This window comes from Streptococcus mitis, from assembly GCF_946188585.1.
In the GTDB taxonomy this organism is placed as follows: Bacteria; Bacillota; Bacilli; order Lactobacillales; family Streptococcaceae; genus Streptococcus; species Streptococcus mitis_DG.
In genome coordinates this window covers 354,489-373,915 of record NZ_CAMHVI010000001.1, presented here as the reverse complement: position 1 = coordinate 373,915, position 19,427 = coordinate 354,489, and the positions used below count along the sequence as shown (strand labels likewise).

General features: G+C 41.2%; 22 protein-coding genes, 1 tRNA gene and 1 other RNA gene. 17 read left to right on the top strand and 7 right to left on the bottom strand.

The window, feature by feature from the left end; all coding sequences use genetic code 11:
• Positions 1 to 7 precede the first annotated feature (7 nt).
• Entirely contained in the window at positions 8 to 613 is a 606-nt protein-coding gene (locus N8M66_RS01885; RefSeq protein ID WP_042751459.1) for an NADPH-dependent FMN reductase, read from the bottom strand.
• A 59-nt stretch (positions 614 to 672) separates the two neighbouring features.
• Positions 673 to 1,596 (bottom strand): FAD:protein FMN transferase, encoded by a 924-nt coding sequence (locus N8M66_RS01880; RefSeq protein WP_261045274.1) that lies wholly within the window; start codon positions 1,594 to 1,596, stop codon positions 673 to 675.
• 308 nt (positions 1,597 to 1,904) lie between these two features.
• Here N8M66_RS01880 and nox point away from each other — a divergent pair, with 308 nt between their 5' ends.
• From nox to pdxT, 3 genes are all read left to right on the top strand, one after another.
• A complete protein-coding gene (nox, locus tag N8M66_RS01875; protein WP_261045272.1) occupies positions 1,905 to 3,284 on the top strand; it encodes a H2O-forming NADH oxidase in 1,380 nt (459 codons plus the stop codon).
• Positions 3,285 to 3,436: 152 nt separating this feature from the next.
• Entirely contained in the window at positions 3,437 to 4,312 is an 876-nt protein-coding gene (pdxS, locus tag N8M66_RS01870; RefSeq protein ID WP_261045271.1) for a pyridoxal 5'-phosphate synthase lyase subunit PdxS, read from the top strand.
• Positions 4,313 to 4,894 carry a pyridoxal 5'-phosphate synthase glutaminase subunit PdxT gene (pdxT, locus tag N8M66_RS01865; protein WP_261045269.1) on the top strand — a complete coding sequence of 194 codons (582 nt, stop codon included), beginning with the start codon at positions 4,313 to 4,315 and terminating at the stop codon, positions 4,892 to 4,894.
• 20 nt (positions 4,895 to 4,914) lie between these two features.
• Here the strand turns inward: pdxT and trhA are convergent, their stop codons facing one another.
• Together trhA and N8M66_RS01855 are read right to left on the bottom strand one after the other, a co-directional pair.
• A complete protein-coding gene (gene trhA / locus N8M66_RS01860; RefSeq protein WP_261033039.1) occupies positions 4,915 to 5,562 on the bottom strand; it encodes a PAQR family membrane homeostasis protein TrhA in 648 nt (215 codons plus the stop codon).
• Positions 5,559 to 6,005, bottom strand: a complete 447-nt coding sequence (locus N8M66_RS01855; protein WP_261045267.1) for a DUF1836 domain-containing protein — start codon at positions 6,003 to 6,005, stop codon at positions 5,559 to 5,561. The genes trhA and N8M66_RS01855 overlap by 4 nt, the downstream gene beginning before the upstream one ends.
• Positions 6,006 to 6,139: 134 nt before the next feature.
• Between N8M66_RS01855 and N8M66_RS01850 the strand changes: the two genes are divergently transcribed.
• The 7 genes from N8M66_RS01850 (at position 6,140) to trxB (ending at position 10,492) form a co-directional block, all read left to right on the top strand.
• On the top strand, positions 6,140 to 6,634 hold the full coding sequence (locus tag N8M66_RS01850; protein WP_261045265.1) for a GNAT family N-acetyltransferase: 495 nt from the start codon (positions 6,140 to 6,142) through the stop codon (positions 6,632 to 6,634).
• Positions 6,634 to 7,143, top strand: coding sequence for a methylated-DNA--[protein]-cysteine S-methyltransferase (locus tag N8M66_RS01845; protein WP_261045263.1), 510 nt, complete (start codon positions 6,634 to 6,636; stop codon positions 7,141 to 7,143). The genes N8M66_RS01850 and N8M66_RS01845 overlap by 1 nt, the downstream gene beginning before the upstream one ends.
• 12 nt (positions 7,144 to 7,155) lie before the next feature.
• Complete coding sequence (locus N8M66_RS01840; protein WP_261045481.1) at positions 7,156 to 7,512, top strand: arsenate reductase family protein; 357 nt, start codon at positions 7,156 to 7,158, stop codon at positions 7,510 to 7,512.
• 157 nt (positions 7,513 to 7,669) lie between these two features.
• A complete protein-coding gene (locus N8M66_RS01835) occupies positions 7,670 to 8,470 on the top strand; it encodes an amino acid ABC transporter permease (RefSeq protein ID WP_201058248.1) in 801 nt (266 codons plus the stop codon).
• The gene (locus tag N8M66_RS01830) at positions 8,470 to 9,213 is read left to right on the top strand and encodes an amino acid ABC transporter ATP-binding protein (RefSeq protein ID WP_261045260.1); all 744 of its coding nucleotides are present in this window, start codon (positions 8,470 to 8,472) and stop codon (positions 9,211 to 9,213) included. The genes N8M66_RS01835 and N8M66_RS01830 overlap by 1 nt, the downstream gene beginning before the upstream one ends.
• 77 nt (positions 9,214 to 9,290) lie before the next feature.
• Positions 9,291 to 9,515, top strand: coding sequence for a DUF4059 family protein (locus tag N8M66_RS01825; RefSeq protein ID WP_261045258.1), 225 nt, complete (start codon positions 9,291 to 9,293; stop codon positions 9,513 to 9,515).
• Between the two features lie 65 nt (positions 9,516 to 9,580).
• Positions 9,581 to 10,492: a thioredoxin-disulfide reductase gene (gene trxB / locus N8M66_RS01820; RefSeq protein WP_261045257.1), complete on the top strand. Its 912-nt coding sequence runs from the start codon at positions 9,581 to 9,583 to the stop codon at positions 10,490 to 10,492.
• A gap of 40 nt (positions 10,493 to 10,532) precedes the next feature.
• Here the strand turns inward: trxB and rlmB are convergent, their stop codons facing one another.
• Positions 10,533 to 11,261 carry a 23S rRNA (guanosine(2251)-2'-O)-methyltransferase RlmB gene (rlmB, locus tag N8M66_RS01815; RefSeq protein ID WP_045611907.1) on the bottom strand — a complete coding sequence of 243 codons (729 nt, stop codon included), beginning with the start codon at positions 11,259 to 11,261 and terminating at the stop codon, positions 10,533 to 10,535.
• A 44-nt stretch (positions 11,262 to 11,305) separates the two neighbouring features.
• Positions 11,306 to 11,917 (bottom strand): peptide deformylase, encoded by a 612-nt coding sequence (gene def, locus N8M66_RS01810; RefSeq protein WP_001272937.1) that lies wholly within the window; start codon positions 11,915 to 11,917, stop codon positions 11,306 to 11,308.
• Between the two features lie 174 nt (positions 11,918 to 12,091).
• Between def and N8M66_RS01805 the strand changes: the two genes are divergently transcribed.
• The 4 genes from N8M66_RS01805 (at position 12,092) to ssrA (ending at position 15,316) form a co-directional block, all read left to right on the top strand.
• Complete coding sequence (locus N8M66_RS01805; RefSeq protein ID WP_314725941.1) at positions 12,092 to 13,417, top strand: CapA family protein; 1,326 nt, start codon at positions 12,092 to 12,094, stop codon at positions 13,415 to 13,417.
• Between the two features lie 21 nt (positions 13,418 to 13,438).
• Positions 13,439 to 14,266, top strand: coding sequence for an HAD family hydrolase (locus tag N8M66_RS01800; RefSeq protein WP_261045253.1), 828 nt, complete (start codon positions 13,439 to 13,441; stop codon positions 14,264 to 14,266).
• 4 nt (positions 14,267 to 14,270) lie between these two features.
• Positions 14,271 to 14,906 (top strand): SGNH/GDSL hydrolase family protein, encoded by a 636-nt coding sequence (locus N8M66_RS01795; RefSeq protein ID WP_261045251.1) that lies wholly within the window; start codon positions 14,271 to 14,273, stop codon positions 14,904 to 14,906.
• Positions 14,907 to 14,967: 61 nt separating this feature from the next.
• Positions 14,968 to 15,316, top strand: a transfer-messenger RNA (tmRNA) gene (gene ssrA / locus N8M66_RS01790).
• A gap of 204 nt (positions 15,317 to 15,520) precedes the next feature.
• Here the strand turns inward: ssrA and N8M66_RS01785 are convergent.
• A tRNA-Ser gene (locus N8M66_RS01785) sits at positions 15,521 to 15,608 on the bottom strand.
• Positions 15,609 to 15,769: 161 nt separating this feature from the next.
• On the opposite strand from N8M66_RS01785, the gene N8M66_RS01780 reads away from it, so the two are divergent.
• The 3 genes from N8M66_RS01780 to N8M66_RS01770 are packed head-to-tail and all read left to right on the top strand — an operon-like array spanning position 15,770 to position 19,367.
• A complete protein-coding gene (locus N8M66_RS01780; RefSeq protein ID WP_261045250.1) occupies positions 15,770 to 16,510 on the top strand; it encodes a DeoR/GlpR family DNA-binding transcription regulator in 741 nt (246 codons plus the stop codon).
• A complete protein-coding gene (gene pfkB / locus N8M66_RS01775) occupies positions 16,507 to 17,418 on the top strand; it encodes a 1-phosphofructokinase (RefSeq protein ID WP_261045248.1) in 912 nt (303 codons plus the stop codon). The genes N8M66_RS01780 and pfkB overlap by 4 nt, the downstream gene beginning before the upstream one ends.
• On the top strand, positions 17,415 to 19,367 hold the full coding sequence (locus tag N8M66_RS01770; protein ID WP_261045246.1) for a fructose-specific PTS transporter subunit EIIC: 1,953 nt from the start codon (positions 17,415 to 17,417) through the stop codon (positions 19,365 to 19,367). The genes pfkB and N8M66_RS01770 overlap by 4 nt, the downstream gene beginning before the upstream one ends.
• Positions 19,368 to 19,427 lie beyond the last annotated feature (60 nt).

Below are 19,427 nucleotides of genomic sequence, written 5' to 3'. Positions count from 1 at the left end.
TCCTATCTTACAAATTTTCCCAGTCAAAGTCTTCAGCATCTTTGCGAAGTAGTGCTTGTGCGTTGCGCAATTTTTCTGTGATTTTTACAAAGATACGGAAGTCGTCAAAAGTAGCATCTAATTTTTTGATCACATCAAGATCTACTAGGTCTCCACTTGGGTTGAAAGCTTGAAGAGAATGTGAAAGCAAGAATTCATCTGGAAGGACACTTGCTTTAATTTCTGGCGCATTCAAGATTTGGCGAAGTTGTAATTGGGCACGTGATGAACCAAGCGTACCGTAAGAAGCACCTGTAATCATGATTGGTTTATTCAAAAGTGGGTAAATACCGTATGACAACCAAGCTAGAGCGCTCATCAAAACTGCAGGAATAGAGTGGTCATACTCAGGAGTGCCGATAATAACGCCATCTGCCTCTTCAATTTTAGCAGCAATTTCTAAAATTTCAACAGGTACTTGCTTGTCAGCTGGTTTGTTGAAGACAGGGATATCCTTGATTTCAACAAGTTCAATTTCAGCTTTTTCAGCAAAGTGTTTTTGCATGTATTGAAGCAATTGGCGGTTTGTAGAACGTTTTGAATTTGTTCCAACAATAGCAATAAGTTTTAACATGAGATTTCCTTTCTCTTTTTACATAATACGATTTTAAAACTCCATTGAAACACTTGTTTCTATAGAGCAGGAATTCCTGAAGAACAGCTTAGGTGACCTTCCTTATCGATGAGGATGGCTTCGATGCCCTCCAAACTTTCGACTTGCCAAAGGATAGAAGCAGGTCTTTCTCCAAAGAGTCGAGTTGTCCAGATTTCGCCATCGACTGACTTATCAGAGATAATTGTGAGACTAGCGACTTCTGTTTCAACAGGATAGCCTGTTTGGCTGTCAAAAATGTGATGGTAATCTTTTCCATCGACTGTCAGGTGACGCTCATAAATACCTGAAGTCACGACAGATTTATTGACAACAGGGATGGTCATTAAGTGATTTCCCCTCGGATTGGCTGGGTCTTGAATCCCGATTTGCCAAGGTTGATTCCCTCTCGCATGATTTTTTCCAATGGTCAGAACATTCCCTCCCAGATTGATTAAGGCAGATGTCACTCCCTCTTCTCTCAGAAATTGGGCAACCTTATCCGCACTATAACCCTTGGCTAAACAACCAAGATCGATCTTCATTCCTTTCTGTTTCAAGAATACAGTGGAAGTGGAAGAATCTAACTCGATAGAATGAGGATTGATTAAAGGGAGCACCGATTCAATTTCTTGAGGTTGGGCCACTTTGGCATCTGAAAAACCGATGCGCCAGGTTTGAATCAAGGGACCAATGCTGATGTTGAGATGACTAGAGGGCGCTAGGCTATGTTCTAATCCAAGTGAAATCAATTCAAACAAATCAGGATGAACCTTGACTGGAGCTATTCCAGCTTGATAATTGATTTCCATCAACTCAGATTCTTGGCTATTGGCATTGAAGCGATACTCAAGCTCTTTGAGTAAATCAAAGGATTTTTGGAGCAAGATATCGGCTTGCTCATCTACTAATGAAATAGTAATAGTGGTCCCCATTAGCCGGTCGGAATGTGAACTAAGAGGCAAGCTACCAACTCCTTTCTCTCATGAAAAGAAGGTTGAAATATAGTAAATTTATATTAAATTTAACCCCTTACATTTTCTTTCCATGATACTAGCATACCATAAAGTCAGCGTTTTCACAAATAAAATTTGTAAACTTGTCAAGAAATATGCTCAGAAAATAAAGAGTAATTGTAAGAAAGGCTGATAAAATACAGATTATTTACATTTTTTTACAAAAAAATCGGGAAAATTAGCTAAACTCTTGTAAACGCTAACAGTAAATGTTATACTAGAGGGGTAAATTTAAAATTGAAGGTAGGAATTTTTCTATGAGTAAAATCGTTGTAGTTGGTGCTAACCACGCTGGTACAGCATGTATTAATACTATGTTGGATAATTTTGGCAATGAGAACGAAATTGTTGTATTCGACCAAAACTCTAACATCTCTTTCCTAGGATGTGGAATGGCTCTTTGGATTGGTGAACAAATTGACGGTGCTGAAGGCCTGTTCTATTCTGATAAAGAAAAATTGGAAGCTAAAGGTGCTAAGGTATACATGAATTCACCAGTTCTTTCAATCGACTATGATAACAAAGTAGTTACAGCAGAAGTTGAAGGGAAAGAGCACAAAGAATCATACGATAAATTGATTTTTGCTACAGGTTCTACACCAATTTTGCCACCAATCGAAGGTGTTGAAATTGTTAAAGGAAATCGCGAATTTAAAGCAACTCTTGAAAACGTACAATTCGTGAAATTGTACCAAAACGCTGAAGAAGTGATCAATAAACTTGCTGACAAGAGCCAACACCTTGACCGTATCGCTGTTGTTGGTGGTGGTTACATCGGTGTTGAGCTTGCTGAAGCCTTTGAACGTCTTGGAAAAGAAGTTATCCTTGTTGATATCGTTGATACTGTCTTGAACGGTTACTATGACAAAGACTTCACACAAATGATGGCGAAGAACTTGGAAGACCACAACATCCGCTTGGCGCTTGGTCAAACTGTTAAAGCAATTGAGGGTGACGGTAAAGTTGAACGCTTGATTACTGATAAAGAAACTTTCGATGTGGATATGGTTATCCTTGCAGTTGGTTTCCGTCCAAACACAGCACTTGCTGATGGTAAGATTGAACTCTTCCGTAACGGTGCCTTCCTTGTAGACAAGAAACAAGAAACATCTATCCCAGGCGTTTACGCAGTAGGTGACTGTGCGACTGTTTATGACAACGCTCGTAAAGACACTAGCTACATCGCTCTTGCTTCAAATGCTGTTCGTACTGGTATCGTTGGTGCATATAACGCTTGTGGACATGAATTGGAAGGAATCGGTGTTCAAGGTTCAAATGGTATCTCAATCTACGGTCTTCACATGGTTTCAACTGGTTTGACTCTTGAAAAAGCTAAAGCTGCTGGTTACAATGCAACGGAAACAGGCTTAAACGATCTTCAAAAACCAGAATTCATGAAACATGATAACCATGAAGTAGCGATTAAGATTGTCTTTGACAAAGATAGTCGTGAAATTCTTGGTGCGCAAATGGTTTCACACGATTCTGCAATCAGCATGGGAATCCACATGTTCTCACTTGCTATCCAAGAGCATGTAACAATTGATAAATTGGCATTGACAGACCTCTTCTTCTTGCCACACTTCAACAAACCATACAACTACATCACAATGGCTGCCCTTACAGCTGAAAAATAAAATTTAATGAACTATCTGGCCTTAAGTTAAGGTCAGATAGTTTTTTAACTATTCTGTACCCATACAATTACGTTTTTTTTATCTTGTACTTCATTTTAATCTGACTTAAAATGAAATAGTAGCTACCAATACAAATGATGAGGATAAAACAAATGACTGAAAATCGTTATGAATTAAATAAAAACTTGGCGCAGATGCTCAAAGGTGGGGTTATCATGGACGTTCAAAATCCTGAACAGGCTCGTGTTGCAGAGGCTGCTGGTGCGGCAGCTGTTATGGCCTTGGAGCGGATTCCAGCTGATATTCGTGCAGCTGGTGGGGTTTCCCGTATGAGTGATCCAAAGATGATTAAGGAAATCCAAGAAGCGGTTAGCATTCCAGTAATGGCCAAGGTCAGAATCGGGCATTTTGTTGAGGCTCAGATTTTAGAGGCTATTGAGATTGACTATATTGATGAGAGTGAGGTTTTATCTCCAGCTGACGACCGTTTCCATGTGGACAAAAAAGAATTCCAAGTTCCTTTTGTCTGTGGAGCCAAGGATTTGGGAGAAGCCTTGCGTCGTATTGCTGAAGGAGCTTCTATGATTCGTACCAAAGGAGAACCGGGTACGGGGGATATCGTTCAAGCCGTTCGTCATATGCGTATGATGAATCAGGAAATTCGCCGCATTCAAAACCTACGTGAGGACGAACTTTATGTTGCTGCTAAGGACTTACAAGTCCCTGTAGAATTGGTTCAATATGTCCATGAACATGGAAAATTGCCAGTTGTAAACTTTGCAGCTGGAGGCGTTGCAACGCCAGCAGATGCTGCTTTGATGATGCAATTAGGGGCAGAAGGTGTCTTTGTCGGTTCAGGTATTTTTAAGTCAGGAGATCCTGTTAAACGAGCGAGTGCCATTGTCAAAGCGGTAACTAATTTCCGAAATCCTCAAATTTTGGCTCAAATCTCTGAAGATCTAGGGGAAGCCATGGTTGGTATTAATGAAAATGAAATCCAAATTCTCATGGCTGAGCGAGGAAAATAGATGAAAATTGGAATATTGGCCTTGCAAGGTGCCTTTGCAGAACATGCAAAAGTGCTAGATAAATTAGGCGTAGACAATGTCGAAATCAGAAATCTAGATGATTTTCAGCAACATCAGAGTGACTTGTCGGGTTTTATATTACCTGGCGGAGAGTCTACAACTATGGGCAAGCTCTTACGTGAGCAAGACATGCTGATTCCTATTCGAGAAACTATACTTTCTGGACTTCCCGTTTTTGGTACTTGCGCAGGCTTGATTCTCTTAGCTAAGGAAATTGCTTCTCAGGACGAGTATCATCTAGGAACTATGGATATGGTGGTCGAGCGCAATGCTTATGGGCGCCAACTAGGGAGTTTCTATACGGAAGGAGGATGTAAGGGAGTTGGTCAGATTCCAATGACCTTTATCCGTGGTCCAATTATCAGTAGTGTTGGAGAAGATGTAGAAATTCTAGCAACAGTGGACAATCAAATTGTTGCAGCCCAAGAAAAAAATATGTTGGTAACCTCTTTTCATCCAGAATTGACTGATGATGTGCGCTTGCACCAGTATTTTATCGAAATGTGTAAAGAAAAAAGTTGAGACTGAGTTTCTCAACTTTTTTACATAAAATAAACAATGGCGATGTATTGGAGGGCAGATGCGGCTAGGATAAAGAGATGCCAAATCATGTGGAAATAGGGTTTTTTCTTGGCGTAAAATCCAGCTCCAACCGTATAAGAGAGTCCGCCCGTTACCATAAGACTCCAAAAGATTGGCGTCGTTTGACTGATAATGGCAGGAATGATAGCCAGAACCAGCCAGCCCATAATCAGGTAAAGAGCAAGGCTGAATTTCTCATTGACCTTTTTAGCAAATATTTTATAGAGGATGCCAAAGATGGTCGTTCCCCACTGAATAGCAATAATGAGATAGCCAAACCAGTTATTCATCAAGGTCAAGACGACTGGCGTATAAGAACCTGCGATAGCCACATAAATCATAGAATGATCGATGATCCGCAAGACGTATTTGTGAGTCGAACCATAGGCCATAGAGTGGTAAATGGTGGATGATAGAAACATGAGAAAGAGACTGATGACGAAAATGGATACACCTATAGATGATAAAAATCCGTGTGCTTCATAACTATAGGTGGATGAAATAGGCAGTAAGATGAGCATGATGACTGCACCTACGGCATGGGTCACGCTATTAGCAATCTCCTCTCCAAAACTGAGTTGTTTGCTGAGCTTTAGGCTGGTGTTCATTGGATTACCTCCTCTTCTTTGATAAGGATTAAGTCTAGAGTTTGATGATAGAGTTTAACCGTTTGGCAGCTAGTTTGGATAATGGGGTTAGCTGGGTCAATTCCTTGGTTCATGTAGTTTACAAAAGCATCGTAGAGTTGGTCTGAACTTGCTTGAGTTTGGAGAGTATTAAGTGTCTGAGCTATTTCTTGAATAGAAAATACAGACTTGAGGGTTGTGATAGCAATCAAACGGGCAATCTGTTGGCGTTGGTATTTTTTCTTGTCAGGCTTTGTTAGGTAACCATGTTTCACATAATTATTGACCATAGATGCTGTCAGGCCCTTGTCTTTATCAGCAGAGATAGGGGCGCAGACCTGATTGACATAGAGCAAAACCTGGTCCAGATAGAGGTCAATATTTGGGATTTCTGCCCATTTTGGGTAGGAAAAGGTAGTTTTCATTTCTAACTCCTTTTTATCTAGTTTTAATAACTAGATTATAAAATAACAAAAACAGAAAGTCAAGTTTTAACTGCTTGTGAAAAGGCTTAAATTATGCTATGATGGGAGAAACTAGTCAGAAAAGAGGACAAAAGATGGAGATTCGTTTAGCTTTTCCAAATGAAGTAGATGCCATTATGCAGGTAATTGAGGATGCTAAAAAATGTTTAGCAGATGCTGGTAGTGACCAGTGGCAAAATGGCTATCCAAATGCGGACATTATTATCGATGATATTATCTCAGGTCAAGCTTATGTTGCCTTGGAAGAGGGAGAACTGCTAGCCTATGCTGCTGTGACCAAGTGTCCAGAGGAGGCCTATGAAGCTATTTATGAGGGAAATTGGCAAACTGGAGAGTCAGAGTACCTAGTCTTTCACCGTATCGCTGTGGCAGCAGATGTCCAGGGACAGGGGGTTGCTCAGACTTTCCTAGAAGGCTTGATTGAAGGATTTGATTATCTAGATTTTCGCTCAGATACGCATGTTGCAAACAAGGCCATGCAGCATATCTTTGAAAAACTAGGTTTTAAACAGGTTGGTAAGGTTCCAGTTGATGGCGAACGCCTGGCCTATCAAAAATTGAAGAAATAATGCAAAAGAAGTACGTAAAAATGTTCTACTTTTCGCCAATAGGAACCTTGTCTTTGGTTGCCGACGAGCAATATCTGTATGGCATTTGGATGCAGGAGCAGAAGCATTTTGAGAGAGGACTAGGAGATGAGACGATAGAAGCAGTTGTTAGTCATCCCATTTTAGACCCAGTTATTGCTTGCTTAGATGCTTACTTTAAAGACAAGTCTCAGGATTTATCCAACTTGCCCTTGGCTCCAATAGGAACGGATTTTGAAAAGCGAGTTTGGTCCTATCTACAGGGAATTCCTTATGGTCAGACAGTGACCTATGGACAAATAGCCAAAGATCTTCAAGTGGATTCTGCTCAAGCAATTGGCGGAGCGGTAGGACGCAATCCTTGGTCTATCCTAGTACCTTGTCATCGTGTGCTGGGAGCAGGCAAGCGTCTGACAGGGTATGCTGCAGGAGTGGAAAAGAAAGCTTGGCTCTTGGAGCATGAAGGTGCAGATTTTAAAGATATAAAATAGAAAGTGAAACATATGTTAGAATTTATCGAATACCCAAAATGTTCAACTTGTAAAAAAGCAAAACAAGAATTAAACCAACTCGGTGTGGACTATAAAGCCGTTCATATCGTCGAAGAAACACCTAGCCAAGAAGTCATTTTAAATTGGCTAGAGACCTCAGGTTTCGAATTGAAACAATTTTTCAACACTAGTGGAATCAAATACCGGGAACTTGGACTAAAAGATAAGGTAGGAAGTCTGTCAAACCAAGAAGCAGCTGAGTTACTAGCAAGTGACGGTATGTTGTTAAAGCGCCCCATTTTAGTAGAAAATGGAAGTGTTAAGCAAATTGGTTATCGAAAAGCTTATGAAGAATTGGGACTGAAATAGTTTTTACTTATCTCTTTGATAGATAAAATATATAACCTCCCTGTTTCAAAGTATGATAAACTAGTAGGTAGACAAAGTCTGTATCTGACCGTAGCAAATAATTTCATTGACGGCAGAAGTATGGTAGAATGAATCATTATCAGGAGAGGATGTTTTTATGAATGTTACAACGATTTTAGCATCAGATTGGTACCAAAACTTGATGCAATTGATTCCAGATGGCAAGCTCTTTAGCCTGCGTTCGGTCTTTGATGGAATTCCAAGAATTGTCCAACAACTTCCAACAACGATTATGTTGACCATTGGTGGTGCCCTTTTTGGCTTGGTTTTGGCGCTTCTTTTTGCCATTGTGAAAATCAATCGTGTCAAGATTTTATATCCCTTGCAGGCCTTCTTTGTTAGTTTCTTAAAAGGGACACCGATTTTGGTGCAACTCATGTTGACCTACTACGGGATTCCTTTGGCTTTGAAAGCCCTCAATCAGCAATGGGGTACTGGTCTCAATATCAATGCGATTCCAGCTGCTGCTTTTGCGATTGTAGCCTTTGCTTTTAATGAGGCGGCTTATGCCAGTGAAACCATTCGTGCAGCCATTCTCTCAGTCAACCCTGGTGAGATTGAGGCGGCACGCAGTTTGGGTATGACCAGAGCGCAAGTTTACCGTCGTGTGATTATTCCCAATGCGGCGGTGGTAGCGACACCAACTTTGATTAATTCCCTAATCGGATTGACCAAGGGAACATCTCTAGCCTTTAGTGCGGGTGTTGTGGAAGTCTTTGCCCAAGCTCAGATTTTGGGTGGTGCTGATTACCGCTATTTTGAACGCTTCATATCCGTCGCCCTTGTTTATTGGGTAGTAAATATCGGTATTGAGAGCCTCGGTCGTTTCATCGAGAGAAAAATGGCTATTTCTGCACCCGATACAGTGCAAGCAGATGTGAAAGGAGACCTTCGTTAATGATTAAGATTTCGAATTTAAGCAAATCCTTTTCAGGACAGACTGTCTTGGATCATCTGGACTTAGATATTCAAAAAGGGGAAGTTGTAGCCTTGATTGGTTCTTCAGGAGCTGGAAAATCAACCTTCCTTCGCGGTCTCAATTATCTTGAAACACCGGATAGTGGCTCTATTCAGATTGATGATTTCTCAGTTGATTTTTCTAAAATCACTCAAGAAGAAATCCTTGCCCTTCGTCGTAAGTTGTCTATGGTTTTTCAACAGTTTAATTTGTTTGAACGCCGAACAGCACTTGATAATGTGAAAGAAGGCTTGGTTGTGGTTAAGAAATTATCTGACCAAGAAGCGACTAAGATTGCCAAGGAAGAGTTGGCTAAGGTTGGGCTTTCGGACCGTGAAAACCATTACCCTCGCCATTTATCAGGTGGACAGAAGCAACGGGTTGCCTTGGCGCGTGCTCTTGCGATGAAACCAGATGTATTGCTGTTAGACGAACCAACTTCAGCTCTTGACCCAGAATTGGTCGGAGAAGTAGAAAAGTCTATTGCAGATGCTGCGAAGTCAGGTCAGACCATGATTTTGGTCAGTCATGACATGTCTTTTGTAGCTCAAGTGGCTGACAAGATTCTCTTCTTAGATAAGGGGAAAATCATTGAGTCTGGAACTCCAGATGAGATTATCCACCATCCTAAAGAAGAGCGGACAAAAGAATTCTTTGCTAGTTACAAACGGACTTATATTTGATATAATAGATAAAGAAAAACTCAGTTAGCTGGACTAGCTGAGTTTACTCTTTAAAAAAGATAGAAATGAGAGAAATCATGCTACTGCAACTATTTTCTTTATATTTCGAGAGTTTGATCTTGACCACCATCCTTGTCCTGATTTTTTTAGGGATTTGGATTGGACTAAGAGCCGTGTCGGGAGTTGATAAGACAGCCAAGGCTCGCCAAGCCCATCTCTATGATATGATTATGATTGGAGTATTGGTTGTTCCAGTATTATCCTTTGCGGTTATGAGTTTAATTCTTGTTTTCAAGGCATAATCCTTGCTTGATTGACAAGAAAGAGTTAGAATAAAGATAGTTACAACAAGAAAGAAGGAATCTATATGTACGATACTATTATTATCGGTGCTGGTCCTGCAGGAATGACTGCAGCCTTGTATGCTGCTCGAAGCAATCTAAAAGTAGCCTTGATTGAAGGTGGTCTGCCAGGTGGTCAGATGAATAACACCTCTGATATCGAAAATTACCCAGGATATGCTAATATTAGTGGGCCAGAATTGGCAGAAAAGATGTTTGAACCGCTTGAAAATCTTGGTGTTGAGCACATTTATGGTTATGTTGAAAATGTAGAAGACCATGGTGATTTTAAAATAGTGATGACCGATGACCAAACATATGAAACTCGTACCGTTATCGTAGCGACTGGCTCTAAACACCGTCCTTTGGGAGTACCTGGAGAAGAAGAACTGAATAGTCGTGGTGTTTCATACTGTGCCGTGTGTGATGGTGCTTTCTTCCGTGACCAAGATTTGTTGGTAGTTGGTGGCGGAGATTCAGCTGTTGAAGAAGCCCTCTTCTTGACTCGTTTTGCTAAGACTGTGACCATTGTTCACCGTCGTGATCAACTTCGTGCTCAAAAGGTTTTACAAGACCGCGCCTTTGCGAATGAGAAAATAAGCTTTATCTGGGATTCTGTAGTAAAGGAAATCAAGGGCGAAAACCGAGTAGAATCTGTCGTATTTGAAAATGTGAAAACAGGTCAAGTGACAGAACAAGCCTTCGGTGGTGTCTTTATTTATGTTGGATTGGACCCTCTTAGCGATTTTGTTAAAGAATTGAATATCCAAGATCAGGCAGGCTGGATTGTGACAGATAACCACATGAAAACTGCAGTTGACGGTATTTTTGCAGTTGGAGATGTTCGCTTGAAAGACCTTCGCCAAGTAACAACAGCAGTTGGAGATGGAGCTATCGCTGGTCAAGAAGCCTATAAATTTATCACAGAACATAGTTAATCATAAAAAAGTTTCCAATCAGATGACTGGAAACTTTTTTTTATAGTCTATTTCGAAAAACTTCGTACATGAGAATAGCTGCAGCAACACTGGCATTAAGGCTTTGGACATGGCCATTCATCGGAATGGTAATCATTTCATCGACTTGTTTTTTGATGTTGCTAGAGATGCCTTTTCCTTCATTTCCAATGATGAGGGCAATTTTCCCTTTTGTATTCCACTTGTGGCAAGGAGTGCCATTCATATCCGTTCCAAAGGTCCAGAAACCTTCATCCTTGAGTTTATCTAGAGTTTGGCTCAGATTAGTCACACGGGCAATTGGAACGTGTTCAATAGCACCTGTGGCCGTTTTGGCAACGACAGGAGTAACTCCGACAGCACGGTGCTTGGGAATGATGACACCTGAAACGTTGGTCGCATCAGCTGTTCTCAAGATGGAACCTAGATTATGAGGGTCAGTTAACCCATCCAGAATCAATAGAAGTGGATTTTCTTCTTGGCGTGTTTTGGCAAGGATTTGGTCCAGTTCGCTATAGGCAAATTCGGATACTCGTAGAACGAAACCTTGGTGGACAGCACCTTCAGTCATCTCAGAGAGGGATTTTTTTGAAGTCCAAGAAATGGATACTTTTTTTTCTGTAGCCAGTTCCTTGACTTTCTCAACATTCTTACCTCGGAGATCTTCTTGGAGGTAAAGTTTGTTCCCTGTGTTTGCAAGGAGGGCTTCGGTAACGGCGTGGACGCCATAGACAATATCATTTGTTTTCATGCCTCTATTATAACACAAAACCCCGTCTTGCAACGGGATTTTATTTATTCAAGAATCAGTAGACCATCTTTAACTTCAAATGGGTCTTTTTCATTGATACGATCGTAAAACATGATTCCGTTGATGTGGTCAATTTCATGCTGAACAACGATGGAGTTGTAGCCTTTGAGCTTGATACGGTGTTTTTCGCCGTCCTTGTCAAAGTAGTCAACAGTAACGCGAGCATGGCGAACAACATAGCCAGGCACATTGCGGTCAACAGAGAGGCAACCTTCTCCTTCGCCAAGAGCAGCGTCTTGAACAGAGTGAGAGACGATTTTTGGATTGTACATAATGGCTTGTAAGTCGTAGGCTTCCTGCGGAGTTTCACCTTCTTCAACAATGTTTGGTACCAAAACAGCGATAATACGTTTTGAGATATCTAATTGAGGAGCAGCAAGTCCAACACCACCTCGGAGCCCCATCTTTTCAGCCATGACAGGATCTTGGGAATGTTTGAGGAATTGCATCATCTTTTCACCGAGAATGATTTCCTGGTCAGACAAGGGGAAAGTGACTTCCTCAGCAACCGCGCGTAGAGTTGGATTTCCCTCGCGGATAATATCTTTCATATCAATTAAGTGAGCAGCTTTTGTAATACGTTCTATTGCAGACATTTTCTCTCCTTTCATTACCTCTACATGATATCACAAAATGACAAGGATTGAAAGTATTACAGCCTTTAGGATTTATAGAAAATAGATAGGAAGTTCAATTCAATTGTGAAAGAATTACTTATCTATGATATAATAAAAAGAAAAGGCTTGCATTAGAAAGTAGGGAGAATGAAGATGCAAAGAAGACAGGATAGACATAAACGTGGACCAGTTTTTCGTTTTATGAGGGGGTTTGTAAACTTTTTTAGGAGTTATCGCAAGTGGAGTAATAAGGGATTTGTGGCGATACTTTTGCTAGCAGTTGCTTTATCAATGGGCTTGGTCTTGTTGTTTGAAAGTTTCCAAGGAATCCCTTTAACCAGTCAAAAAAAGGATGCCATTTCTCAAGAAGCAAATAAGACGAACCAAAATGCTAAAGATCGGGAAGAAGAAACAAGTGCTCGTATTATGGCCCATGGAGATTTACTTTACCATGATATTATCTATATGTCAGCTAAAAAGGAAGATGGCAGCTATGATTTTCATGAGAATTTTGAATACGTAACTCCTTGGCTTAAGCAGGCAGATTTGGCTATAGGTGATTTTGAAGGGACCATTAATAAAGATCATTATCTAGCTGGTTATCCTTTATTTAATGCTCCTGTTCAAGTAATGGATGCTATTAAAGATGCTGGGTATCATGTTTTAGATTTAGCCCATAATCATGTTTTAGATTCGCAAATTGAAGGAGTTATTTCAACGGCAGATGCAATTGAAAAGGCAGGAATGACACCTATTGGAGTTTATACGCACGAGTCACGTGATCAAGCTCCACTCGTTATCAAGGAAGTGAACGGTATCAAGGTTGCACTTTTGGCTTATTCTTATGGATTTAATGGAATTGAGCAAAGTATTTCGCAAGAAGACTATAACCGCTATCTTTCAGACCTAAACGAAGATAAGATGAAGGCTGAAATTGAACGGGCAGAGAAGGAAGCGGATATTACTGTTATCATGCCTCAGATGGGTGTTGAGTATCGCATAGAACCGACTGAAGAGCAAAAGGCTTTGTACCACAAGATGATTGATTGGGGAGCGGATATTATCTTTGGAGGCCATCCACACGTAGTTGAGCCATCAGAGACTGTTGAAAAAGATGGAGAGAAAAAACTTATCATCTATTCTATGGGAAACTTTATCTCTAACCAACGTATTGAAACAATGACTGGTGTAGACAATGCGAAGTGGACTGAGCGTGGTGTTCTTATGGATGTAACTGTCAAGAAAAAAGATGGACAAACAACTATTGAAACAGCTAAAGCTCATCCTACTTGGGTCAATCGAACACCAAAGGGAACTTTTTCACCAGAAGGATATCCCTTATATCATTATCAAACCTATGTCCTAGAAGACTTTATCGAGGGTGGTAGTCATCGTGATCAGTTAGATGAAGCAACTAAGGAACGAATTGATACAGCCTACAAAGAAATGAACGAACATGTGGGATTGAAGTGGGACTAGCTTAAATCCAGAGGAAAGTAAATGACGATTAAGGTAATTGCGACAGATATGGATGGGACCTTGCTGGATGCTAGAGGCCAGCTTGATCTTCCACGCTTGGAAAAGATTTTAGATCAGTTGGATCAAAGGGACATTCGTTTTGTCATTGCGACGGGCAATGAAATTCACCGTATGAGACAACTGCTGGAGCACTTGGTGGATCGAGTGGTTCTGGTGGTTGCTAACGGTGCTCGTATTTTTGAAAACAATGAATTGATTCAGGCTCAGACTTGGGATGATGCCATTGTCGATAAGGCTTTGGCTCATTTCAAGGGGCGAGCGTGTCAAGACCAGTTTGTGGTAACGGGGATGAAGGGTGGTTTTGTCAAAGAAGGTACGATTTTTACAGACCTTGAAAGTTTTATGACTCCAGAAATGATTGAAAAATTCTACCAACGGATGCAGTTTGTGGATGAATTAACATCTGACCTCTTTGGTGGTGTGCTCAAGATGAGTATGGTTGTTGGTGAGGAACGTTTAAGTTCGGTCTTGGAAGAAATCAATGACCTCTTTGATGGCCGTGTTCGTGCTGTATCGAGTGGCTATGGTTGCATTGATATCCTCAAAGCTGGAATTCATAAAGCATGGGGCTTAGAAGAATTACTCAAGCGCTGGGACTTGAACCCCCAACAAATCATGGCTTTTGGTGACAGTGAAAATGATGTTGAAATGCTTGAAATGGCTGGAATTGCCTATGCGATGGAAAATGCTGATGATAAAGCCAAAGCTGTGGCGACTGCTCTAGCGCCAGCCAACAGCCAAGGAGGAGTTTATCAAGTCTTGGAAAACTGGTTAGAAAAAGGAGAATGAAGAAGTGGCAGTACAGTTATTAGAGAATTGGCTCCTAAAGGAACAATGCAAAATACAAACCAAGTATCGTCACTTAAATCAAGTTTCAGTTATAGAGCCAGATATTCTTTTTATAGGGGATTCCATTGTTGAGTATTATCCTCTGCAGGAACTGTTTGGGACTTCAAAGACGATTGTCAATCGAGGAATTCGTGGCTATCAGACAGGGCTGTTACGAGAGAACCTTGATGCGCATCTATACGGTGGGGCGGTAGATAAAATTGTCCTTCTGATTGGGACAAATGATATCGGAAAAGATGTGCCTGTGAATGAGGCTCTCAATAATCTCGAAGCTACTATTCAATCCATTGCTCGCGATTATCCACTGACAGAGATTAAATTACTTTCCATTTTGCCAGTCAATGAGGGAGAGGAGTATAAGCAGACAGTCTATATCCGCACGAATGAAAAGATACAGGAGTGGAATCAAGCCTATCAAGAGCTTGCTTCTGCCTATATGCAGGTGGAATTTGTGCCAGTTTTTGATAGTTTGACAGACAAGGTAGGTCAACTCAAAAAAGATTATACAACTGATGGGTTGCACCTTAGTGTTCCCGGTTATCAGGTTTTGACCAAAGCTTTGAAAGACTATCTTTTGTAGTTAGTTGATTTCCTTTTTGCATTTTTGTGTTAGATAAGGTATAATGGTTTTACTGTCTTTTGGGGTCGTTACGGATTCGACAGGCATTATGAGGCATATTTTGCGACTCATCGGCAGATGTAAAAATGCCAGTTAAATATAACTGCAAAAAATAACACTTCTTACGCTCTAGCTGCCTAAAAACCAGCAGGCGTGACCCGATTTGGATTGCTCGTGTTCAATGACAGGTCTTATTATTAGCGAGATACGATCAAGTCTTGTCTAGCGGCTTGATAAGAGATTGATAGACTCGCAGTTTCTAGGCTTGAGTTATGTGTCGAGGGACTGTTAAACGAATACATAACCTATGGTTGTAGACAAATATGTTGGCAGGTGTTTGGACGTGGGTTCGACTCCCACCGGCTCCATTATTCCTTTGCATTCTTTTGCATTCCTTGGTAAAACGTTGTTAAATCAACGTTTTTTATTTTTGTCTTTGGTATTCCTTGGTATTCTTTTGCGGAAAAGGAGTCACAGAAGGAGTCAGAAACAGACCCTAAAGCAGACCCTGTTTTTTTAAAAGGGATACAAAAAAGGATACAACATCTGTCGCATCCTAGAAATATATTCTTCTACGGAAGACATGGGATTCGAACCCACGCACGCTGTTACACGCCTACCGCGTTTCCAACACGGCCTCTTAAGCCTCTTGAGTAATCTTCCAATACTTACTCAAATAGTCTACCATAAAGACCCTTATCTTGCAATAAAAATTCTGGAAATAAGAAAAATGATAGAATTTGAAAGAAAGTGATAAAAAATGCTTGACTTTGAAAGAAAGTGTGATAGAATGAATAGTGTAAACGATAACAGGAGGTGGTTCGGTGTTAAAAACAGAGCGGAAGCAACTGATTTTAGAGGAGTTAAATCAACATCATGTAGTTTCTTTAGAGAAATTAGTTAGTTTGCTAGAAACGTCAGAATCAACGGTTCGAAGAGACTTGGATGAGTTGGAAGCAGAAAACAAGCTTCGTCGTGTGCATGGTGGAGCAGAACTCCCCCACTCCTTACAGGAAGAAGAAACCATTCAAGAAAAATCTGTCAAAAACCTTCAAGAGAAGAAGTTACTGGCTCAGAAAGCAGCCTCTCTCATTAAAGAAAAAGATGTCATCTTTATCGATGCTGGAACAACAACTGCTTTTTTGATTCATGAATTGGTCAATAAGAATGTTACAGTTGTGACAAATTCGATTCACCATGCTGCTCAGTTGGTTGAAAAGCAGATTCCAACTGTCATGGTTGGAGGAAGTGTCAAGATGGCGACAGATGCGAGCATCGGGGGTGTTGCTCTTAACCAGATTAACCAATTGCACTTTGACCGTGCCTTTATCGGGATGAATGGTGTGGACGATAGTTATTATACGACTCCTGATATGGAAGAGGGAGCTGTGAAGCGTGCTATTTTGGAGAATGCTAAGCAGACTTATGTTTTGGTCGATTCGTCTAAGATTGGACAAACTTGCTTTGCCAAGGTAGCACCACTCAAACGAGCTATTGTTATCACAAGTCAAGAGCAGGAGCTCTTGCAGGTTATTAAGGAGAAAACGGAGGTAATAGAAGTATGATTTATACAGTCACACTCAATCCATCCATTGACTATATCGTTCGTTTGAACCAAGTCCAAGTTGGTAGTGTCAATCGTATGGACAGTGATGATAAGTTTGCTGGTGGGAAAGGAATCAATGTCAGTCGTGTCTTGAAACGTTTGGATGTATCAAATACAGCGACTGGATTTATCGGTGGCTTTACTGGTAAATTTATCACAGATACCCTTGCAGAGGAAGAAATCGAGACACGTTTTGTCCAAGTTGCAGAAGATACTCGTATCAATGTTAAGATTAAAGCGGACCAAGAAACAGAAATCAACGGAACGGGTCCAGCTGTCGAACCAGCCCAGTTAGAAGAATTGAAAGCTATTTTGTCTAGTTTGACTGCAGAAGAAACGGTTGTATTTGCTGGTTCAAGTGCTAAAAATCTAGGCAATGTCATCTACAAGGATTTGATTGCCTTGACGCGCAAGACTGGTGCGCAAGTAGTCTGTGACTTTGAAGGACAGACCTTGATTGATAGTTTGGACTATCAGCCACTTTTGGTTAAACCAAATAATCACGAACTTGGAGCGATTTTTGGGGTTAAACTCGAAAGTTTAGATGAAATAGAGAAATACGCGCGAGAGTTACTGGTTAAGGGTGCTCAAAATGTGATTATCTCTATGGCTGGCGACGGTGCCCTTCTTGTCACATCTGAGGGAGCTTACTTTGCTAAACCAATCAAGGGAACAGTCAAAAATTCAGTTGGGGCTGGTGATTCTATGGTCGCTGGATTTACAGGTGAATTTGTCAAATCTAAAGATGCAGTAGAAGCATTCAAATGGGGAGTGGCTTGCGGAACGGCAACCACCTTCTCGGATGACTTGGCAACGGCAGAATTTATTAAAGAAACTTATGAAAAAGTTGAGGTAGAAAAACGATGAAAATTCAAGACCTATTGAGAAAAGATGTTATGTTGCTGGATTTGCAGGCAACTGAAAAAACTGCTGTCATCGAGGAGATGATTAAAAGCTTGACAGACCACGGTTATGTAACAGATTTTGAAACCTTTAAAGAAGGCATTTTGGCGCGTGAAGCCTTGACTTCTACAGGTTTAGGAGACGGTATCGCAATGCCTCACAGCAAAAACGCTGCTGTAAAAGAAGCGACAGTTCTCTTTGCCAAGTCAAACAAGGGTGTTGATTATGAGAGCTTGGATGGACAAGCAACTGACCTCTTCTTCATGATTGCGGCTCCAGAAGGTGCCAATGATACTCACTTGGCAGCCTTGGCAGAATTGTCTCAATACTTGATGAAAGACGGCTTTGCTGATAAACTTCGCCAAGCAACATCAGCTGACCAAGTCATTGAGATTTTTGACCAAGCTTCAGAAAAAACTGAGGAACCTGTTCAAGTGCCTGCAAATGACTCTGGTGACTTTATCGTAGCTGTTACAGCTTGTACAACAGGTATTGCCCACACTTACATGGCCCAAGAAGCCCTTCAAAAAGTGGCTGCTGAAATGGGTGTTGGAATTAAGGTCGAAACCAACGGTGCTAGCGGTGTTAGTAACCAACTAACTGCTGAAGACATCCGTAAGGCTAAAGCTGTTATCATCGCAGCAGATAAGGCTGTAGAAATGGATCGTTTCGATGGCAAACCATTGATCAATCGTCCAGTTGCTGACGGTATCCGTAAGACAGAAGAGTTGATTAACTTGGCTCTTTCAGGAGATGCTGAAGTTTATCGTGCCGCTAATGGTGCAAAAGCTGCAACAGCAAGCAATGAAAAACAAAGCCTTGGTGGTGCCTTCTACAAACACTTGATGAGTGGTGTATCTCAAATGTTGCCATTTGTTATTGGCGGTGGTATCATGATTGCCCTTGCCTTCTTGATTGACGGTGCTTTGGGTGTTCCAAATGAAAACCTTGGCAATCTTGGTTCTTACCATGAGTTAGCTTCTATGTTCATGAAAATTGGTGGTGCGGCCTTTGGCTTGATGCTCCCAGTCTTTGCAGGTTATGTTGCCTACTCTATCGCTGAAAAACCAGGTTTGGTAGCAGGTTTCGTGGCTGGTGCTATTGCCAAAGAAGGTTTTGCCTTTGGTAAAATTCCTTATGCTGCAGGTGGTGAAGCAACTTCAACTCTTACAGGTGTCTCATCTGGTTTCCTAGGTGCCCTTGTTGGTGGATTTATCGCAGGTGCCTTGGTTCTTGCTATCAAGAAATATGTTAAAGTTCCTCGTTCACTTGAAGGTGCTAAATCAATCCTTCTCTTGCCACTTCTTGGAACAATCTTGACAGGATTTGTCATGCTAGCTGTTAACATCCCGATGGCAGCAATCAACACTGCTATGAATGACTTCCTAGGCGGTCTTGGAGGCGGTTCAGCTGTTCTTCTTGGTATCGTCCTTGGTGGAATGATGGCTGTTGATATGGGTGGACCAGTTAACAAAGCGGCTTATGTCTTTGGTACAGGTACGCTTGCTGCGACTGTTTCTTCAGGTGGTTCTGTAGCCATGGCAGCAGTTATGGCTGGAGGAATGGTGCCACCACTTGCAATCTTTATTGCAACCCTTCTTTTCAAAGATAAATTTACTAAAGAAGAACGCAACTCTGGTTTGACAAACATCATCATGGGCTTGTCATTTATCACTGAGGGAGCGATTCCATTTGGTGCCGCTGACCCAGCTCGTGCTATTCCAAGCTTCATCCTTGGTTCAGCAGTAGCAGGTGGACTCGTTGGTCTTGCAGGTATCAAACTCATGGCACCACACGGAGGAATCTTCGTCATCGCCCTTACTTCAAATGCACTTCTTTACCTTGTCTCTGTCTTGGTAGGAGCAATCGTAAGTGGTGTGGTCTATGGTTACCTACGCAAACCACAAGCATAAAAAATAGAAAAATGAAAAGATTGGACCGTTTGGTGCAGTCTTTTTCTCTTTCCGAAATGC

What these genes read in the sequence shown, in the direction of transcription:
- pdxT (WP_261045269.1), top strand. Translation starts at nt 4,313, where the DNA reads ATGAAAATTGGAATATTGGCCTTGCAAGGTGCCTTTGCAGAACATGCA.
- N8M66_RS01850 (WP_261045265.1), top strand. Translation starts at nt 6,140, where the DNA reads ATGGAGATTCGTTTAGCTTTTCCAAATGAAGTAGATGCCATTATGCAG.
- N8M66_RS01830 (WP_261045260.1), top strand. Translation starts at nt 8,470, where the DNA reads ATGATTAAGATTTCGAATTTAAGCAAATCCTTTTCAGGACAGACTGTC.
- N8M66_RS01835 (WP_201058248.1), top strand. Translation starts at nt 7,670, where the DNA reads ATGAATGTTACAACGATTTTAGCATCAGATTGGTACCAAAACTTGATG.
- N8M66_RS01770 (WP_261045246.1), top strand. Translation starts at nt 17,415, where the DNA reads ATGAAAATTCAAGACCTATTGAGAAAAGATGTTATGTTGCTGGATTTG.
- N8M66_RS01805 (WP_314725941.1), top strand. Translation starts at nt 12,092, where the DNA reads ATGCAAAGAAGACAGGATAGACATAAACGTGGACCAGTTTTTCGTTTT.
- N8M66_RS01855 (WP_261045267.1), bottom strand. Translation starts at nt 6,005, where the DNA reads ATGAAAACTACCTTTTCCTACCCAAAATGGGCAGAAATCCCAAATATT.
- N8M66_RS01845 (WP_261045263.1), top strand. Translation starts at nt 6,634, where the DNA reads ATGCAAAAGAAGTACGTAAAAATGTTCTACTTTTCGCCAATAGGAACC.
- rlmB (WP_045611907.1), bottom strand. Translation starts at nt 11,261, where the DNA reads ATGAAAACAAATGATATTGTCTATGGCGTCCACGCCGTTACCGAAGCC.
- N8M66_RS01840 (WP_261045481.1), top strand. Translation starts at nt 7,156, where the DNA reads ATGTTAGAATTTATCGAATACCCAAAATGTTCAACTTGTAAAAAAGCA.
- pfkB (WP_261045248.1), top strand. Translation starts at nt 16,507, where the DNA reads ATGATTTATACAGTCACACTCAATCCATCCATTGACTATATCGTTCGT.
- trxB (WP_261045257.1), top strand. Translation starts at nt 9,581, where the DNA reads ATGTACGATACTATTATTATCGGTGCTGGTCCTGCAGGAATGACTGCA.
- N8M66_RS01800 (WP_261045253.1), top strand. Translation starts at nt 13,439, where the DNA reads ATGACGATTAAGGTAATTGCGACAGATATGGATGGGACCTTGCTGGAT.
- N8M66_RS01885 (WP_042751459.1), bottom strand. Translation starts at nt 613, where the DNA reads ATGTTAAAACTTATTGCTATTGTTGGAACAAATTCAAAACGTTCTACA.
- def (WP_001272937.1), bottom strand. Translation starts at nt 11,917, where the DNA reads ATGTCTGCAATAGAACGTATTACAAAAGCTGCTCACTTAATTGATATG.
- pdxS (WP_261045271.1), top strand. Translation starts at nt 3,437, where the DNA reads ATGACTGAAAATCGTTATGAATTAAATAAAAACTTGGCGCAGATGCTC.
- nox (WP_261045272.1), top strand. Translation starts at nt 1,905, where the DNA reads ATGAGTAAAATCGTTGTAGTTGGTGCTAACCACGCTGGTACAGCATGT.
- trhA (WP_261033039.1), bottom strand. Translation starts at nt 5,562, where the DNA reads ATGAACACCAGCCTAAAGCTCAGCAAACAACTCAGTTTTGGAGAGGAG.
- N8M66_RS01825 (WP_261045258.1), top strand. Translation starts at nt 9,291, where the DNA reads ATGCTACTGCAACTATTTTCTTTATATTTCGAGAGTTTGATCTTGACC.